We start from the raw sequence: 17,973 nt of genomic DNA on the forward strand, positions 1-17,973 counted from the left end.
CCCTGTGATTCAGGGCTTCTTTTATTTTATTATTCAGCATAACTAATATTTTTCCATTACATCGAATAAACCATAAATTACTCATTTACTTAAGTATATATACTTAAATTTATATCATAATTCTCTTTCCAAAAAGATTTTTCGGTTAATAGCAGTAATTGAAAATTAAAAAGAATGACCTTTATTATTAATGCATTTAAGTTTGGTTTTGGTTGCTTAACCACAACTTTATTACTCATGGCATTTATGTCATCAAATTTAGTTGCACAAACCATAAGCTTTGGTTCAACAGGACTTCAGAATGAAAATGTTTTAAATCCAACATCTTTAGAATTTGGTCCAGACGATAGATTATATGTAGCTCAACAGAATGGTATCATATGGGCTTATACTATAGAACGTGATAATGCTGTAGCTGGTGATGGTACTTATACCGTTATTAACAGCGAAGAAATAACTAATATCCGATTTGGTATTCCCAATCATAATGATGAAGGGATTTTCAATCCAAGTCAGCAACGACTCATTACAGGAATCATGACGGCTGGAACCGCCGAAAACCCTGTTTTATATGTAACTTCTTCTGACTATTTGTTAGGTGGTGGTGCTGGCGGTAATGATACTAATTTAGATACTAATTCCAGTATGCTATCCAGACTCGAAAAAATTAATGGCGTTTGGGAAAAAACCGATTTAATTCGTGGATTACCACGCTGTGAAGAAAACCATGCTGTGAATGGATTGGATATGTTTGAACGAAACGGAGACACTTTTTTATTGATTGTTCAAGGAGGGCAAACTAATAAAGGTGCTCCAAGTAACAATTTTGCTGGTACGCCAGAATTTTTCTTTTCAGGCTCCATGTTAATTGTGAATTTAACAGATTTGGAGAGCATGCCAGTTTATACTGACCCAAGAAATGGCAGTAATTATGTATATGACTTACCCACTTTAAATGATCCAACTCGTTTAGACATTGACAATACACATCCTGAATTCCCTTATCCAGTAGGACATCCCATGTATAATTCGACTATCGATATTGGTGATCCGTTTGGAGGAAATAATAGTTTAAATCAGGCCTTCCCGGAAGTTGGAGGTCCTATTCAAATTTTTTCTGCAGGATTTAGGAATGCCTATGATGTTGTTATAGCTGAAAATGGAAAAATATATACTTCAGATAATGGTGCCAATTCCCTTTGGGGTGGTTTACCTAGAATTTATGATAGCGGTACTGATACGTTTTTAGGTGATGAAAGCACGATGGTCTATGACCCAAATAACCATTATATTAAAAATGAACTGAACGAAAATGGTAGTACAATTATTAATGATCCATTACATTACGTAGGGACTATCAATGATGCCAATGAAACATACTATGGCGGACACCCTATTCCTATATTGGCATTTCCATCAAGAGCTGGAATTTACACCTATGAAAAAGTTGATGGCTCTTGGGTTGCTACAAATTCTTATGATTTAGAAAATTTAATAAGCGGAACATCTGGTTATTTCAACTCCAGTTTTACCATTACCGACTTTCCCGATCGTCCAGAACTTGGTGAGTTTTTAGCGGATGAACCTATAGCAAGTCCTAGAAATAATATTCTAGCGCGAGTCAATTCATCTACTAATGGCATTACAGAATATACTGCTTCCAATTTTGGTGGTAACATGCAAGGGAATATCTTAACTGCATCTTTTAATGGTAATATCAATCGATACGTCCTCAATGAATCTGGTGATGAAGTACTAGAATCTGAAACCACTTTTAATGGTTTCGGTAGTTTACCATTGGATGTTACCGCACAAGGTGATGATGATATTTTTCCTGGAACAGTTTGGGCTGCAACTTATGGATCCAATAGTGTAACTATTTTTGAACCTACAGATATTAATTGTTTGTTGCCAGGCGATGCAGGCTATGATCCAAATGCAGACAATGATGGTGATGGTTACACCAATCAAGATGAAATAGATAACAACACAAACCCATGCTCACAAAGTAGTAAACCTAAAGATAATGATGGTGATTTTATTTCTGATTTAAATGATCCCGATGATGATAACGATACTATTTTAGACGTGAATGATGTTTTTGCATTAGACCCTAATAATGGTACAACAACTAATTTGCCTATAGATTACCCATTTTGGAATAACAATCCTGGAACAGGTTTCTTTGGACTTGGTTTTACTGGTCTTATGTTAGACCCAAGTGGCACAACAGATTATCTAACACAATTTGATGAAGAAAGCATATCGTTTGGAGGTGCTGCTGGAAAAGCCACTGTTGATAATGTAACCGGAGGTGATGCCTTTGAAGCACTTAACAATCAAGATTATGGTTTTCAATTTGGTGTAAATGTAGATTCAAACTCAAATCCTTTTACTGTTCATTCAAAAATAGAATCGCCTTATTTTGGTTCTGGTGGTTCACAAAACGCTCCAATAGACTATCAATCTTATGGTGTTCAATTAGGTACTGGTGACCAAGACAATTATTTGAAATTGGTTTTTATGAATGGGACTTTAAATGCTGATGCTTTAAATGGACTACAAGTAGTTTTAGAAGATAATGGCATCGTTACAGTTAACGAAAGCTATAACATTCCTAATATATTAAACTCAAGTGCTATTAATTTATATATTTCTGTTGATCCAGTCAGTAATCTGGCTCAACCATTTTATTCTATTGATGATGGGGAAACATTAAATTTATTAGGATCGCCTATTGTTCTACCAACAAGTTTTTTAGATGATTCTGATAACAAAGGATTAGCAATAGGGCTTATTTCTACTTCAAGGAGTGATACCAGTCCAAATCCCTTTACTGCGACTTGGGATTTTATAGAAGTTTATGAAAATCTTGATGGTGTACTCTCTATTAATCCAGCACCATTAAATTTTGGATTGACTCCAGTAAACAATTCACAACGTACCAAATATATTACGCTTAACAATGAAGGTGGGCCCACCGATAGTTCGATAACCATAACTGCCTTAAATTTCATTGGAACAAATTCTAATTTATTCTCAAGTGATTTTCAATTACCTTTCAATTTAAGTCCTGGTGCATCTGTTAAAGTTCCAGTGGATTTCAGTTCCGACGAAATTTTGGGAGAAAAAACAGCTTCGTTAGAAGTTGTTCACAACGGCACCAACACACCCACAACCATTTCATTAACTGGAGAATTAACGGATATATATTCACCAGTTGTTAGAATTAATTCAGGTGGTATTATGGTACTTGCTTCAGATGGTGGCCCAGAATGGGAAGCCAACACCTCAACAACAGGAGATTCATACGTAGTATCTTCTGGATCACCATTTACAATTGACGAAATCATTTATGAAAATCGAGATGTTTCTATTCCAGACTACATAAGTCAAGCCGAGTATGAAGAGATTATGCGTTCTGAATTAAGCACTAATGACCTCGATTTCCCTGTTACTTATTCAATTAGTCTTCCAAATGGTTCCTATATTGTAAATCTCTATTTCGCTAACCTTTATAATGGCACATCAGAACCTAATGAACGTATTTTTAACGTCAATATCGAAGACATAAGAGTCATTGAAAAACTGGATCCTTCAAAAGAATTTGGACATCGCATAGCAGGTATGATTCAAAATAATATTGAAATCACTGATGGTGTTATGGACATACAGTTTCTATTTGAACTACAGAATCCAATAATTAATGCTATTGAGGTTTTAGGTATAAGCTATCCGCCTCTCAATATTGAACCTATTGCTGATAGATCAGACTGTGAGCTGGAATTATCTGATTTTCAAGCTGAAGGTTCTGGTGGTAATCCAGCAGACAATTTGGTGTATTCCATTAGCGGACAGCCTTTGGGTATAGATATTGAACCTACAAATGGATTAATATTTGGCGTCATTGATGAAACAGCAGTTAATGGTGGACCAAATAGTGATGGTGTTTATGAAGTGACTATTACAGTAAGCAAACCAGGTAGTTTAGATGTTTCCACTAATTTTATTTGGACGGTAATTAATGATATTGAAGCTCCAGAAATAAGCTGTCCAGATGATCTAATTGAAGCTGTATCGGTTGGTACAAATGAAGCAAACATTACCATTACAGAACCGTTAATTACTGATAATTGTGATAGTGATATTAATATTGAAGCTAGCCGCTCTGATGGCTTGGAACTCACAGATGCTTTTCCTTTAGGAGATACCACTATAACTTGGATTGCTACGGATGCATCTGGTAACGTATCAGATTCTTGTGAGCAAATAGTTACTGTGGAAATCCCTGAATACAGTCTTCAACTGAATGTCTCTTTACAAGGGCGAACAGACTATAGTGGTAATTTTGACATACAACTTTTCCATATAAATGATTTAGTAACTCCGTTATATGCTTTTACTGAATTTGGAAATGCTTTAGGAGAAATCAGTTTACCATCAACCATTAGTCAAGGCGAATATAAAATTCTTGTAAAGCATCCTATGTATTTGCAGCGTTTAAAAACCATAAACCTAACAGCCAACAGTATTGAAACATTTAATGATGTACTATTGGCAGGTGATGTTAACAATGATAATGTCATCAATATATTTGATCTAGGTATTTTCTCTGGAACTTACAATTTGAGCTCTGGAGATTCTGGGTTTGACTCACGAGCTGATTTTGATAATAATACTACAATCAACATTTTTGATTTAGGAATTTTTTCTGGAAATTATCAATTGTCAGGAGAGACACAAAATGATTAAAAAGAAGACTATGAATTTATTTAATAAGATTATTTCGTTTTTTACTATTAGCCTTTTGCTTTCGTCTGGGTTTATTTCAGCACAATCTGTTGATTTGATTGCCTCTGCTGATCAAATGCCACCGTTTACTAATGGCCAAACATTTAACTATTCCATTATGTCAACAGGAAGCCCCTACAATGCTTTACGTATAAAATTAGAATACAACCCAAGTGTTATCCAAATTAATAGTCTAACACCTGTTTATGCTTTTGGCTTTACTCCTGTGAATGATACTAGTACTCCGGGTCTTGTGAAATATGAAGCCGCTAGTCTATCGGGTAACATTACTACTGATGAAGTTATTTTTAATATTGAATTTGAAGTGCTTGATAACAATCAAGCTATTTCTATTGCTCATAGCTATGATGCTGCCGACGGAACTGTTGTTGTTAATAGCGGCGGGAATAATATTTTGGGAACAGCTAATGACATACTTTTGGAAACCTTAAGCATTAGCCACAACAATTTTGAGTCGCTCACTATTTATCCTAATCCTGCTAGTAATCAGATTTCAATAATTAAAAGTCAACCTTTTCAAATTAAAAGCATTACATTATACACGTTAGAGGGTAAAATGATTATGAAACAATCCATTTCCAATCAAGATTCAAATAATGAGAATATTATTGTGGATGTATCATCTTTAAAAAACGCCTTATACTTTATGGACGTTATTGATCAAAACGATTACAAAAAGACTTTTAAGGTTTTGGTATCTCATTAACCCAATTTCAATAATGTATTTGGATCTGGGCAATTATTAGAAAAAAACTCTAAATCGTTTAAACTGCACACGCCTGGATAATCACCTTTATAAGCTGACATGTCTCTTACAATTTGAAAATGCAAATGTGGTGCGTAGTCTCCATTAACTGTGGCATCACCCAATGTTGCTATACATTCTTGAGCTTTAAAAAATTGACCAACTTTCAAGTCCTTGATTGACTCCAAACTCAAATGACCATACAATGTAAAAAAGTTGGTTTCACCCATTTGATGTTCTAAAATGAGTGTTGGACCATAATCACCATAATTAGTGTTATTAGCAAAACTATGAACTGTTCCGTCCAAGGGTGTGTAAATGTTACTTCCAGCTGAAGTCCATAAGTCTAATCCTAAATGTATGTTTCTTTCGGAGTCTGGATTATTTTGATTGAAGTAAGAACTGCGTTTATATATATTTCGCTTCTCTAAATAGCCTCCATAAGCCACACTAGCTTGATGGTTTTCGCAATAGCTATGTATATATTGCTCCCATTGGGTTGATGAATTAATATCAAAAGTTTGTAAGTCTTGATTGGAATCAGATAAGTCTATGAAAACGAATTCATGATGTGGAATACGCTTATCTAAAACAGGTATTGGTTGTGGATAAAGTGAATTTAGAAATGAGGTAAAAGTATGGGTGTTCATTAAATTGAATATAATTCAAATATAATAAACTATTCCATGACTACTTTACTGTACCTAGCATTTATTGCAATGGTTTTATTACTATTCAAACTCCCTAACTTAAAAGACGACACCGCATTATCATTCTTGTTTTTGGGATGATGTAATCGTGAGTTTTTACCTTGATATTGTAGGTTAAAATCCACTTTAGGAAGCTTAACAGCCGCATTACTATTATCAAGTGTTATATTAATATTATTGAAGTCTTCAGATATATTGTGAATAACTAAATCTCCAAAACTACCTGTTAAAATAGCATTACCAGCTAGTCTGTCTATACCAATATTTGAAGAATTGGAATTTAACACCAAGCCATTGACATCTTGTAAAATAGCATTTTCAACAAAATTTAATTTAAGAGTGCCTAATTCCCAACTTTTAATCAAAACAGAGCCATAAGAAGCATTGATGGAGGTTTTTTCTCCATCAATGCTGTTAGCTAAAAAAGTGGCATGATTCAAATCAGCCTTCACGTTGTTGATTAATGACGATACTTTCAATTCACCATGCCTCACGTTTAAATTCAATTTTGCTTTTTTAGGGATTTTTATTTTTATAACCTTTTTAATATTTAAATTTTTAGATGATCGAGATTCAAATAATGCACGATAGGCCTCTTCATTCTCTTTAGAACGCTCCTCAAGAATACCGGCTTGTTCTTCCCAAACTTTTGCTTGCTCTTCCCAAACCTTTGCTTGCTCCTCCATTTGCTTGCCAAACTCTTCACCCCATTTCTCCATACTTTTCCCAAACTCTTCACCAAATTCTTCGCCCCATTTCTCCATGCTCTTACCAAATTTTTCTCCGAATTCATCACCCCATTTCTCCATATCTTTTTCGAATTTAGCACCGAACTTTTCACCAAACTTCTCGCCCCAAGCTTCCATATCCTTTTCATATTTAGCTAGTGCTTCAGAATCCACTTCTTTAGCCCACTTTTCCATTTTTTTAGCATAGGCTTCTCCATATTTATCGCCATACTCTCTACTCCATTTTTCCATATAAGCTTCACCTTCTTCTTGGTAGCGCTCATAATCAAAATTGATATTACTCATACCATCAGGAAGATCTGGTAAATCAGGCATCTTTGGCATTTTCGGCATTTTTGGCATATTGGCTAAATCCATAGACTCCAATAAGCCTTCAACCATAGGCATAACTGGAATATTAGCCAGTTCAACTTCAAGGTCCTGAAGCGCATCCAATGATTGTAATTCGAAAAGACTAGAATTATCAGACCATGACAAACCTCCTAAATCAGAGGAAATAATCACTCTATCTTTTGAGGCATCAACATCTATCTTCCAGTTTTCTAAATGTTTTTGCAACTCCTCCTTACTCAATACACTACTTTCAATGTAGGCCTCTACCTCAATAATGTCTTTGTTCCAAGTATCTATTTCAATATTGGTATAACTGGTATTTAAATCAATCTTTACATTATCATTGACATTGATAGATTGTGAAACTTTATCCAACTTTTGCTGTGCTGAAACACTCAAGCAAAAGCATAAAAGCAACGGTATTATATATATTTTTTTCATTTTTAAATTAATTTAAGCTGTTGTTCGTTTTTGATTTGATTGTGAATTACTCAATGTTTTTAATTGTTCTTTTAGACGATACATAAGATTTAAACGCAACTTTAAATTGGTAATCAATGCATTAACTGTTAGTTCATTAGGGCCTGAATTAGTAAGTTCAACTGAAAGTTTTTTATATTCTTTGTTAAGTTCCCCCAACTGATTTAGATAACCATCAATAAGCTCTTTGTTCTCAGGTGTTAGCTTCACTTTTGACAATTCTAAATTGATATTTGCCAAATAATAGTCTTCCACTTTTTTAAGATCTGGTGAAATGTCACCCAAGGATTTCATTGTGGCTTCTTGAGTATTGGCATCAACTACTTTTGGTTCAATAACATTAGGGCCGTCTATTTTAAAATAATTATAGGCACCATAACCTAAACCTAAAGCTATAACTACACTGGCAGCAATACGTAACCAGGACCAAGATTTCAATTTTTCTTCAGGTAATTGTTCTTCCAGTTTTTTAAGAAAACGTGCCTCATGACCTTCTTGCATTTTAGTATGCACTGGTGTTTTATCGTTTTTAATTACATCTCTAATATCTTGTGCCATCCTTTTTGTATTTTAACAGTTCTTGCAATTTTAATTTTCCTCTATAAAGCTGTGTTCTTGAAGCAACTTCAGTAATATCTAATATTTCAGATATCTCCTGATGATCATAACCTTCTATCAGGTAAAGCATCACAACATATCTATACTTTTCAGATAATGAATTAATAGCTTCTTTTATTTCTTCAATAGTCACAGCATCGTCAACCAACCATTTGTCATCATCACTAGTATCAACCACTTTCAGGTGCACCTCCTCCAATTCAACCAAACGTTGTTTATTGGCTTTAAGGGTGTCAATACTGGTGTTTATAACAATACGTTTTAACCAAGCCCCAAAAGTAACTTCAGCATGATATTGATGTAGTTTTGTGAATGCCTTAATGAAGGCATCCTGAACAACATCTTCAGCTTGAGCATCATTCTTAATAAATCGTTTGGCAACTATATACATACCATTGCAGTACTGGTTGTATAACTGCATTTGTGCTTTACGATCATTTGCTTTGCATTTTTCAATGATATCAGTCTGAAACATGCTTTACTTTTTGGTATTTTGATTAGTTCATCTTAAAGACGACATAAAAATATGAATGTTGCAAAAAGATATTTATTTTTCTATAATAAAAATATATTGCTTACTATTTTAGTAGCATTTAGAATTGAATTATCTTTATCTTAATTAATCTCAAACATCAATGAATAAACTATTTAAATGGTTTTTTGGTTTTTTATTAATCGTTGCTATTGGTCTTTTTTGTTACTCATATTTTATAGATGATAGCTTATTAGTCCCTCGCAAAAGTCCGATTGATACTGTGACACTAGTAGAAAATGACTTACAGCTTGATGTGGTTTATAATAGACCATCAAAACGTGGCAGGGAAATTTTTGGTGGTTTAGTTCCGTATAAAGAAGTATGGCGAACAGGTGCCAATGAGGCGACTACGTTTAAAACAAACAAGCCCTTAAAAATAAATAACGATTCACTTCCCGCAGGAAAATACACGTTATGGACCATTCCTAATGATTCCACATGGCAAATTATGTTTAACACAAAACAATATGCTTGGGGAGTAGATAAAGAAATGAAACCTATGCGCGAACCTGAATTTGATATTATTAGTTTGGCTGTACCTGTGCAACATATTAATAAAACTGTTGAACAGTTTACCATAGGATTTGATAACACGTTAGACGTTATTGCATTAACAATGGCATGGGACAAAACCAAAATTGAGGTACCTATAGAAACTTTTGACTAAAAAAAAACCACATATTTCTGCTTTAAGTGAGCAACATGGTGTTTCTGATTCAGAAATCACCAACGAAGCTGCTTTAGACAAATTAAAATTAAAACGGAAAAAACAGCCGTCTGTTGATGAATTAGTACAAGAAATTTTAAAAGGAAATATTTCATCTTTAAGTCGTGCTATTACACTTATTGAGAGTAAAAATCCAAGCCATTATAAAACGGCCAGTGACATAATTAAAGCGTGCCTCCCTTATGCCAATAAGTCAATTCGCGTAGGGATAACAGGAGTTCCTGGTGTTGGAAAAAGCACATTCATTGAGAGTTTTGGAAAATATCTTTCTCAAAAAGGCAATAAAATTGCGGTTTTGGCTATTGACCCAAGTAGTTCCATTTCTAAAGGAAGCATTCTAGGTGACAAAACCCGTATGGAAGATTTGGTAAAAGACAACAATGTTTTTATCAGACCATCCCCTTCTGGCGACACGTTGGGAGGTGTAGCTAGAAAAACTCGTGAAACCATCATATTATGTGAAGCAGCAGGTTTTGACACCATTATTATTGAAACCGTTGGTGTTGGTCAAAGCGAAACTGCGGTGAATGACATGGTTGATTTCTTTTTACTCTTAAAATTGGCAGGTGCTGGTGATGAGTTACAAGGTATTAAACGTGGTATTATTGAAATGGCAGATCTAATCGCAATAAACAAAGCAGATGGCTCCAATTTAAAAGCTTCTAAATTAGCTAAAGTGGAATTTAATAGAGCACTCCATCTTTACCCTAAAAAGGAATCTGAATGGCAGCCAAAAGTATTATTATGTAGTGCCTTAAAAAATGATGGAATTGACAGTATTTGGAATGCTATTTCTGATTACCTAACTCTAACTAAAGCAAATAATTATTTTTCCAAAAGGCGTCAAGATCAAAATAAATTCTGGCTATTGCAAAGTATCAAAGATAAACTACATACCGACTTTTTTGAAAATACTGTTATAAAAAAAGCATTAAAAGAGCAGTTACTTTTAATTGAAAAAAACCAAACAACACCTTTTGCAGCAGCAAACTACTTGCTGAACTTAAAAAAGGAATTATAGAAAGTTTTCTTTATACCAAGAGACCTGCTTTTCCACTCCTTCCAGCAATGTAGTTTCCGGATTATAATTCAACAACTTTCTCGCTTTATCTATATTGGCTTTTGTTCGCCACTGATCACCTGCTCTAGCTTCAACATGGTTTATTTTAATAATCATATCCATGACTTTTTCAACAGCATCAATACCATCTTGGGTAGTATGTTCTATTTCAGTACCTAAATTAATAACTTCACCATCAACCAAATTTTCCTTACCGATAACACTCACCACACCATCTACAATGTCATCAACATAAGTAAAACTACGTAGATGCTTGGCACTTCCATCAAAAAGCGGAAATTCTTCTTGGTTAAAACCACAAGCAATTAATTTTGTGTACATCTTTTCAGGACGTTCACGAGGTCCAAAAACCGAATACAAACGTAATGAGCATGCCTTTAATTGTTTTTCTCTAGATTTTTGAAGAACCAATTGTTCAGCAGCCAATTTTGTAACGCCATAATGCGAAGCTGGCTTAGGCGCTATATCCTCTGGAAATGTCGCTTCCAATCCATAAATTGATGATGTACCAATATTAACAAAAAGCTTTAAATTTGGCAGTTTTAAAGCATAGTCTATTAAATTTTTAGTGGCAATAATGTTATTGGAAAAATAATCTTCAAAACTTGAAGACGACGATATTCCTGGCTGTGCTGCGAAATGGAATATGTATTCAATATCTGAAGGCAAACTCTCCTTAAGGTCAGTATCTCGTAAATCTTTTTTTATAACTTGAATACCAATTTTTTCTAAATCACGTTCATTTAATTTCTTTAATGATTCACTGTAATAAGGAGAAAAATTATCAAGACCTACCACATCATGCCCTAAATGTTTCAATCGTTCAGCAGTATGAGAACCTATAAAACCAACAGCACCTGTAACTAATATTTTCATAAATCTAATATCTTGTACAAAGAAACATTTTTTTTCTGTAAGATTAGAATTCTATAAAAAAGAATACATTTGTAAAACCAACCCATTAAATATGGATTACGAATTTACTGTTATTGTACCTGTATATAATGAAGAAGACAACCTCCTTCGCGTTGAAAAAGAACTCCTTAAATATAGCGAAATAGCCAAAAAGAAAACTAAAATTCTTTTTGTGAATGATGGGTCAAAAGATGCCAGTCAAGACCTTATTGAAGACATTTCTAACAGACATGATAATTTCACTTTTATCAGTTTTGCTGAAAACAGAGGCTTGAGTGCTGCCATAAAAGCTGGTTTTGATTATACTAATACTGAATTAGTTGGTTATATTGATTCTGACTTACAAACAGCACCTGAAGATTTTAATTTATTGTTAGAGCACATTGGTGAATACGATTTGGTAACTGGGGTTAGAGCGAATAGAAAAGATTCGTTTGTAAAGAATATGTCATCAACTATTGCCAATGGTATTCGCAGAGCCTTTACAAAAGATGGTATGGATGATACAGGTTGCCCTCTAAAAGTCATAAAAACAGATTATGCTAAACGCATTCCTATGTTCAAAGGTTTACATAGGTTTTTACCTGCTATGATATTATTACAAAATGGGAAAATCATTCAAGTTCCCGTACAGCATTTTCCGCGTGTTGCTGGTCAGGCTAAATTTGGTGTTTGGAATAGGCTAATTGGGCCCTTAATGGATTGCTTTGCCTATTTATGGATGAAAAAAAAATATATTAACTATTCCGTTGCAAAAAAGAGCGAATGAGTAATTGGATAATATATAGCATTGGGTTTCTGGCTCAAATATTATTTTCCTCACGACTCATCATTCAATGGATTTATTCTGAAAAGCAAGGTCGCGTCATTACACCAACTATTTTCTGGACTTTAAGTCTAATTGCATCATTTTTATTATTTGTTTATGGCTATTTACGGGATGATTTCGCCATAATGCTCGGTCAAGGCCTTACCTATTTCATCTATATTAGAAATCTTCAGCTACAAAACAAATGGGAGCAAATGCCAAAATGGTTGCAATGGTTTATTTTATTAGTGCCTTCTTTTATTATTATTTATTATTTTAATAATAACAGTATTGATGTAGAAAAATTATTTAGAAATGATGCCATACCTTTGTGGCTATTAATTTTAGGAGTTATTTCGCAAATTGTGTTTACATTGCGTTTTGTCTATCAATGGTTGTATTCCGAAAAACAAAAAGAGTCCTCTCTACCTATGGGCTTTTGGTCATTAAGTTTGATAGGTTCAATGCTAATTTTAACCTATGCCTTTTTCAGAAAAGATCCTGTTTTATTTATCGGTCATATTTTAGGTGCTACCATTTATGTTAGAAATCTTTTTTTAATTTACAGATATGCTAAAGAAACTAGTTGATTCGTATCCTGTTTTAACGCTCTGCCTAATATTCCTCCTAATTTTACTTCCTAATTTGGAAGTGCTAGATGTGACAATTATGGAGGCTCGTAATTTTATTACAGCTCGTGAGATGCTAACGGATAACAATTGGCTTTTAACGACTATGAATGGAGAAGCACGATACGAAAAACCACCATTACCAACCTGGCTTACAGCTATTTCAGCAGCATTTTTTGGTGTAAAAAGCGTATTCGCTATGCGTCTTCCTGCTGCTCTATTTGTGATTTTACTAGTTGTTTTTGTATTTAAAATTTCACGAGGGCTAACCCAAAATAACACTTTTGCATTTAGAAATGCTCTGATAGCTGGTTCATCATTTTACATCATAGGAATTATTATTGAAGCACCTTGGGATATTTTTACTCATGGTTTTATGTGTGTTACAATTTACTTTCTATTTCAATTTTTAGAGCAAAAGAAATTCCATGTGAAATATGCGTTTTTAGCAAGCTTATTTATAGGATGTTCATTTTTAAGTAAAGGTCCTGTTTCATTATATGCTTTACTCTTACCATTTTTGTTAGCGTATGGTTTTACTTTTAAGTATAAACCTTTACCCAAAAAACTTATTGCTATTGTTAGTATTTTAGTAATTGGTATTTTAATTGGAGGTTGGTGGTATCTGTATGTTCGGGCCTATGATCCTGAAACCTTTGCTGCTATTACAGAAAAAGAAACGGGAAATTGGAGCAGTTACAACGTGAGACCATTTTATTATTATTGGAGTTTCTTTACGCAAAGTGGTATATGGACCATTCCTGCATTTATTAGCTTATTATATCCTTATTTAAAAAGTAGAGTTAAAAACCTAAAGGCTTATCAGTTCAGTTTACTATGGACATTACTAGCGGTTATATTATTGTCCCTAATTCCAGAAAAAAAATCACGCTACTTGATGCCTGTTTTAATTCCGCTATCCATTAATATCAGCTTTTACATAAATTATCTAATTACAGAATTTAAAACTCTACAGGACAAACGCGAAACACTCCCTGTGTATTTTAATTTTGGTTTGATTGGTCTAATTGGAATCATCTATGCATTTATAGTTGGTTGGCTTTTGAAAGATTCTATGGAAGGCTACTTTTTGTATTTTATAATTTCTGGATTAATCCTTTTTGGAATTGGGATTTTAATTTTTAAGAATTTAAGAAAAAAAGAACTGTTAAATGTCTTTTACTTAACCTTTGGTTTATTTGCAACTTTACTTATTACTGCATTACCACTTAAAAATGCTCTAATAAGTGATACTTACAAACCTATTTCAGAATTAAAACAACAAAGTGACTTGAACTTATATCAGTTTAATTATATAGCGCCAGAAGTGATTTGGCAATATGGTGATAAGATTCCTCCAATAAAATTAAAAGATGGCTCTATTGAATTCCCAAAAGAAGATACATTTGGTTTATTAGCTATTGGTATTAGTCCTGAAGATGCAGAATATATACAATCCTTATATCAAATAGAAGAACAAGAGACTTTTGATTTAAACCAAGTTAGTTCAAATTCAAGGCAGTACAAAGAGCGCTTACAAGCTAATTACTACATTCTCACAAAACAACATTAACGCATACTAAATCGGTTTTGAAGGTATTTATCCAAACGATAAAACGCATAGCCTGAAAGCCCTCCAAATATCCATCCACTCAAAACATCAAGTGGATAATGCACACCAATATAAATACGGCTAAATCCCATACCAATTGCCCATACAATTAAGATATATAGTAAATATTTAAATCTGTAACGCAACATAAACCCAGCAAATATAGCAACTGCCATAGAGTTTGATGAATGCCCTGAAAAATATCCAAACTGACCACCACAATATGGTTTCACTAATCTAAACAACCCTTCTAAAGCTGGTTCATGACAGGGTCTCAAACGAAGTACCAATACCTTTTTAAACAAATTAGCAATTTGGTCAGTAAAGGTTATCATTAAAGCAATGATGATAACGGTTAAAATAAATATTTTAGGATTTGGCATTTTGTATATCAAAAACAACAAAATGGCATACAATGGAATCCAGTAAAATTTAGTGGTATAAAACATCCAGAATCCATCCCAAGTAGTTGTTCCTAAATTATTGAGATATAAAAAAAGATCTGTATCTAATTGTACTAATTGTTCTAGCATAACTATTCTTCGTAGCGTTCTACTTCCTTATCGTAGAATTTATTGGCTTGTTCAATTAAATTTTCAGCTTCTGTTTCCAGTTCACGTTGATCGTGTTGATCGAAATCTTCAAGCCATTCCACTTCATCATTTTCAAGATTAATAATAAATCTTGGAAATTCGGTATGTATCACATAAATAGCGTCTGGATAATCGGTATTATCGCCTAAAATAAATTTAGGAAGTTCCATGTTTTGCATCAATTAACTTTTTAGTTAAATAATTAAATCTAATATACAATAAAATAGCAGCAGTAGTCAAACCAGCTAACAATCCAAGCCAGATTCCAAAACTACCCAAACTATCAGCTTTCCCAAAATAAATACTGATTGGAAACCCAATAATCCAATACGAAATAAACGTAATTATTGTTGGTATTTTCACATCTTGTAAACCACGTAGTGCTCCTAATACAACAACTTGAATACTATCACTTATTTGAAATATTGCGGCAGCAATTAACAATTTAGAGGCTATAGCCATTACTTCAGTATTATCAACAGCATTCAATAAATCGTTTTGATCCAAATATAATTTTGGTAATTCATTATGAAATGCAAAAAACAATAATCCGAATAAAATAGCAAATAAGGTTCCCATTAAAAACAGTGAAAACGCAATACGCCTTAATTCAAAATAATTTTGTAATCCCTTTTGATTACCAACCCTAATCATAGATGCGACACTTAAACCCATTGCCACCATAAACGTCATAGAAGATAAGTTTAAAGCAATTTGATTAGCCGCTTGAGCATTCTTACCCAGTAAACCACTTAACCAAATGGCTGCAGTGAAAATAGCTACCTCAAAAAACATTTGCATGGCACTTGGAGATCCTAAATTCATTAGTTTTTTAATCATGCTTGAATGCAATACAAAGAATTTAATATGTGTTACAAAGGCTTTAGACTTCTCATGACCTTTTAAAAGCCACCATAAAAAGGCGACCATTACAAACCTTGAAATTAAAGTACCATAGGCAGCACCAACGATTCCTAATTGCGGGAAACCTAGTTTTCCAAAAATCAAAACATAGTTTAATACCACATTAACAATATTGGCAATCAAGGTTGCATACATAGGGTAGCGCGTCATCGATAAGCCATCACTAAACTGCTTAAAAGCCTGAAAAACTACCAAAGGAATTAATGAAAAAGCTACTAAATCTAAATATGGAATGGCCAGTTTCACAACTTCATCAGGTTGTTTCATGAGGTACATTAACGGCTTTGCAAAAAACACCATTAGAAATAATAGAATTCCTAAAATAGTACAGAGAAACAAGCCATGTTTAAATGCTGATTTTCCAGACGCAAAATTATTTTCTGCATCTGCTTCCGCAACCAAAGGTGTAATGGCTGTTGAAAAACCAATACCCAATGACATAGCTATAAACATAAAACTATTACCAAGGGATACGGCTGCCAATTCAGCTGTACCTAATTGACCTACCATAATATTATCAACAAAACTCACAAAGGTATGACCTAGCATGCCGAGCATGACTGGTGAAGCTAATTGCCAATTATATTTAAACTCTTTGGTATAGTTGCTCAAAACCATGAGGCAAAAGTAGTGCATTACTTTTGGTTTTATACCGTAAAATTTTACAGATTAACAAAGTCTTAAGACAGGTGATTATCAGTAATTATTATCTTGTTTAAAAAGTTCTACTATGAAACATATTTATTTCTCTATTTTCTGTTTGTTTTGTTTATTTGGCAATTCTCAAGAAATGCCTATACCGTTTGCATCTGATATAACTTCTAAATTTCCAAATGTTCGTGATATTGCTATTTCTCCAAATGGTAATGAAATGATGTTTACGGCTCAAAGTGTCATGGGAAACTTATCTGTTATAATATCGGTAACAAAAGAAAATAATATTTGGAACAAGCCTCAAGTAGCGTCATTTTCAGGAATGCATTTTGATTTAGAGCCATTCTTTTCGCATGATGGTTTAAAACTTTATTTTGTTTCCACTCGACCACTTAATCAAAACGAAACACAACCCAAAGATTTTGATATTTGGTATGTTGAACGTGCAAATCTCAGAGCGCCTTGGTCTACACCAAAAAATTTGGGAAGTCCCATAAATACTGAACATGGTGAGTTCTACCCTTCAATAGCAAATAATGGTAATTTTTATTTTACGAGAGACGATACGACTAAAAACCGAAAGGATGATATTTACGTCAGTAAATTATTAAATGGCACATATCAAGAACCGGAAGCTTTACCTGAAACCATTAATACAGAAAGTTATGAGTACAATGCTTTTATTGCACCAGATGAATCGTATTTACTTTTTGGCGGCTACAACAGAAAAGATGGATTGGGAAGTGGTGATATTTACATCAGTAGACTAACCAAAAATGGATGGGAGCAAGCCGAAAATTTAGGCCCTAATATTAATTCAGATAAAATGGATTATTGTCCATTTGTAAAAGATCATATACTTTACTTTACCAGCAAACGCGACCACACTAAAGTTGATCACAAACAACCTTTAAATTTAGAAACGTTAATGAAGGAATTCCATAAAGCTAATAACGGTTCTAGCCGATTATTTAAAATAAAAACAGTTACTTTTGCCGAATAAAAACAGCATGGTCTGTTTATTTATTTAATATCACCTATTTATTAT

General features: G+C 33.5%; 16 protein-coding genes. 8 read left to right on the top strand and 8 right to left on the bottom strand.

Annotated features, from left to right (window positions below):
- Positions 1 to 174: 174 nt before the first annotated feature.
- Positions 175 to 4,752 carry a malectin domain-containing carbohydrate-binding protein gene (locus C1S72_RS03900; protein WP_104734348.1) on the top strand — a complete coding sequence of 1,526 codons (4,578 nt, stop codon included), beginning with the start codon at positions 175 to 177 and terminating at the stop codon, positions 4,750 to 4,752.
- Between the two features lie 10 nt (positions 4,753 to 4,762).
- The gene (locus C1S72_RS03905; RefSeq protein ID WP_162919921.1) at positions 4,763 to 5,518 is read left to right on the top strand and encodes a T9SS type A sorting domain-containing protein; all 756 of its coding nucleotides are present in this window, start codon (positions 4,763 to 4,765) and stop codon (positions 5,516 to 5,518) included.
- On the opposite strand, the gene C1S72_RS03910 is transcribed toward C1S72_RS03905, so the two are convergent.
- Genes C1S72_RS03910 through C1S72_RS03925 form a run of 4 tightly spaced genes read right to left on the bottom strand, consistent with a single transcriptional unit; the run spans position 5,515 to position 8,922 of the window.
- A complete protein-coding gene (locus C1S72_RS03910; protein ID WP_104734350.1) occupies positions 5,515 to 6,207 on the bottom strand; it encodes a peptidoglycan DD-metalloendopeptidase family protein in 693 nt (230 codons plus the stop codon). The two genes, C1S72_RS03905 and C1S72_RS03910, sit on opposite strands and share 4 nt — an antisense overlap.
- Positions 6,208 to 6,236: 29 nt before the next feature.
- A complete protein-coding gene (locus C1S72_RS03915) occupies positions 6,237 to 7,790 on the bottom strand; it encodes a YggN family protein (RefSeq protein ID WP_162919922.1) in 1,554 nt (517 codons plus the stop codon).
- A 12-nt stretch (positions 7,791 to 7,802) separates the two neighbouring features.
- Positions 7,803 to 8,387 (bottom strand): hypothetical protein, encoded by a 585-nt coding sequence (locus C1S72_RS03920; RefSeq protein ID WP_104734352.1) that lies wholly within the window; start codon positions 8,385 to 8,387, stop codon positions 7,803 to 7,805.
- A complete protein-coding gene (locus C1S72_RS03925; RefSeq protein ID WP_104734353.1) occupies positions 8,371 to 8,922 on the bottom strand; it encodes an RNA polymerase sigma factor in 552 nt (183 codons plus the stop codon). Before C1S72_RS03925 ends, C1S72_RS03920 begins: the two co-directional genes overlap by 17 nt.
- A gap of 160 nt (positions 8,923 to 9,082) precedes the next feature.
- Between C1S72_RS03925 and C1S72_RS03930 the strand changes: the two genes are divergently transcribed.
- Together C1S72_RS03930 and meaB are read left to right on the top strand one after the other, a co-directional pair.
- Positions 9,083 to 9,649 (top strand): DUF2911 domain-containing protein, encoded by a 567-nt coding sequence (locus C1S72_RS03930; protein WP_104734354.1) that lies wholly within the window; start codon positions 9,083 to 9,085, stop codon positions 9,647 to 9,649.
- Positions 9,642 to 10,730: a methylmalonyl Co-A mutase-associated GTPase MeaB gene (gene meaB / locus C1S72_RS03935; protein ID WP_104734355.1), complete on the top strand. Its 1,089-nt coding sequence runs from the start codon at positions 9,642 to 9,644 to the stop codon at positions 10,728 to 10,730. The genes C1S72_RS03930 and meaB overlap by 8 nt, the downstream gene beginning before the upstream one ends.
- Here the strand turns inward: meaB and C1S72_RS03940 are convergent.
- Entirely contained in the window at positions 10,725 to 11,666 is a 942-nt protein-coding gene (locus tag C1S72_RS03940; RefSeq protein ID WP_104734356.1) for an NAD-dependent epimerase/dehydratase family protein, read from the bottom strand. The genes meaB and C1S72_RS03940 overlap by 6 nt on opposite strands.
- Positions 11,667 to 11,757: 91 nt before the next feature.
- Between C1S72_RS03940 and C1S72_RS03945 the strand changes: the two genes are divergently transcribed.
- Genes C1S72_RS03945 through C1S72_RS03955 form a run of 3 tightly spaced genes read left to right on the top strand, consistent with a single transcriptional unit; the run spans position 11,758 to position 14,715 of the window.
- The gene (locus C1S72_RS03945; RefSeq protein WP_104734357.1) at positions 11,758 to 12,474 is read left to right on the top strand and encodes a glycosyltransferase family 2 protein; all 717 of its coding nucleotides are present in this window, start codon (positions 11,758 to 11,760) and stop codon (positions 12,472 to 12,474) included.
- A complete protein-coding gene (locus C1S72_RS03950; RefSeq protein WP_104734358.1) occupies positions 12,471 to 13,103 on the top strand; it encodes a lipid-A-disaccharide synthase N-terminal domain-containing protein in 633 nt (210 codons plus the stop codon). The genes C1S72_RS03945 and C1S72_RS03950 overlap by 4 nt, the downstream gene beginning before the upstream one ends.
- The gene (locus C1S72_RS03955; protein ID WP_104734359.1) at positions 13,084 to 14,715 is read left to right on the top strand and encodes an ArnT family glycosyltransferase; all 1,632 of its coding nucleotides are present in this window, start codon (positions 13,084 to 13,086) and stop codon (positions 14,713 to 14,715) included. The genes C1S72_RS03950 and C1S72_RS03955 overlap by 20 nt, the downstream gene beginning before the upstream one ends.
- On the opposite strand, the gene C1S72_RS03960 is transcribed toward C1S72_RS03955, so the two are convergent.
- Genes C1S72_RS03960 through C1S72_RS03970 form a run of 3 tightly spaced genes read right to left on the bottom strand, consistent with a single transcriptional unit; the run spans position 14,712 to position 16,889 of the window.
- The gene (locus C1S72_RS03960) at positions 14,712 to 15,287 is read right to left on the bottom strand and encodes a phosphatase PAP2 family protein (RefSeq protein ID WP_104734360.1); all 576 of its coding nucleotides are present in this window, start codon (positions 15,285 to 15,287) and stop codon (positions 14,712 to 14,714) included. The two genes, C1S72_RS03955 and C1S72_RS03960, sit on opposite strands and share 4 nt — an antisense overlap.
- Positions 15,288 to 15,289: 2 nt before the next feature.
- Positions 15,290 to 15,517 (bottom strand): hypothetical protein, encoded by a 228-nt coding sequence (locus tag C1S72_RS03965; protein ID WP_104735782.1) that lies wholly within the window; start codon positions 15,515 to 15,517, stop codon positions 15,290 to 15,292.
- On the bottom strand, positions 15,504 to 16,889 hold the full coding sequence (locus C1S72_RS03970) for an MATE family efflux transporter (protein ID WP_104734361.1): 1,386 nt from the start codon (positions 16,887 to 16,889) through the stop codon (positions 15,504 to 15,506). Before C1S72_RS03970 ends, C1S72_RS03965 begins: the two co-directional genes overlap by 14 nt.
- A gap of 112 nt (positions 16,890 to 17,001) precedes the next feature.
- Between C1S72_RS03970 and C1S72_RS03975 the strand changes: the two genes are divergently transcribed.
- Complete coding sequence (locus C1S72_RS03975) at positions 17,002 to 17,928, top strand: TolB family protein (protein ID WP_104734362.1); 927 nt, start codon at positions 17,002 to 17,004, stop codon at positions 17,926 to 17,928.
- The last annotated feature ends 45 nt before the right edge of the window (positions 17,929 to 17,973 follow it).

The sequence above is a fragment of the Hanstruepera ponticola genome, assembly GCF_002940745.1.
In the GTDB taxonomy this organism is placed as follows: Bacteria; Bacteroidota; Bacteroidia; order Flavobacteriales; family Flavobacteriaceae; genus Hanstruepera; species Hanstruepera ponticola.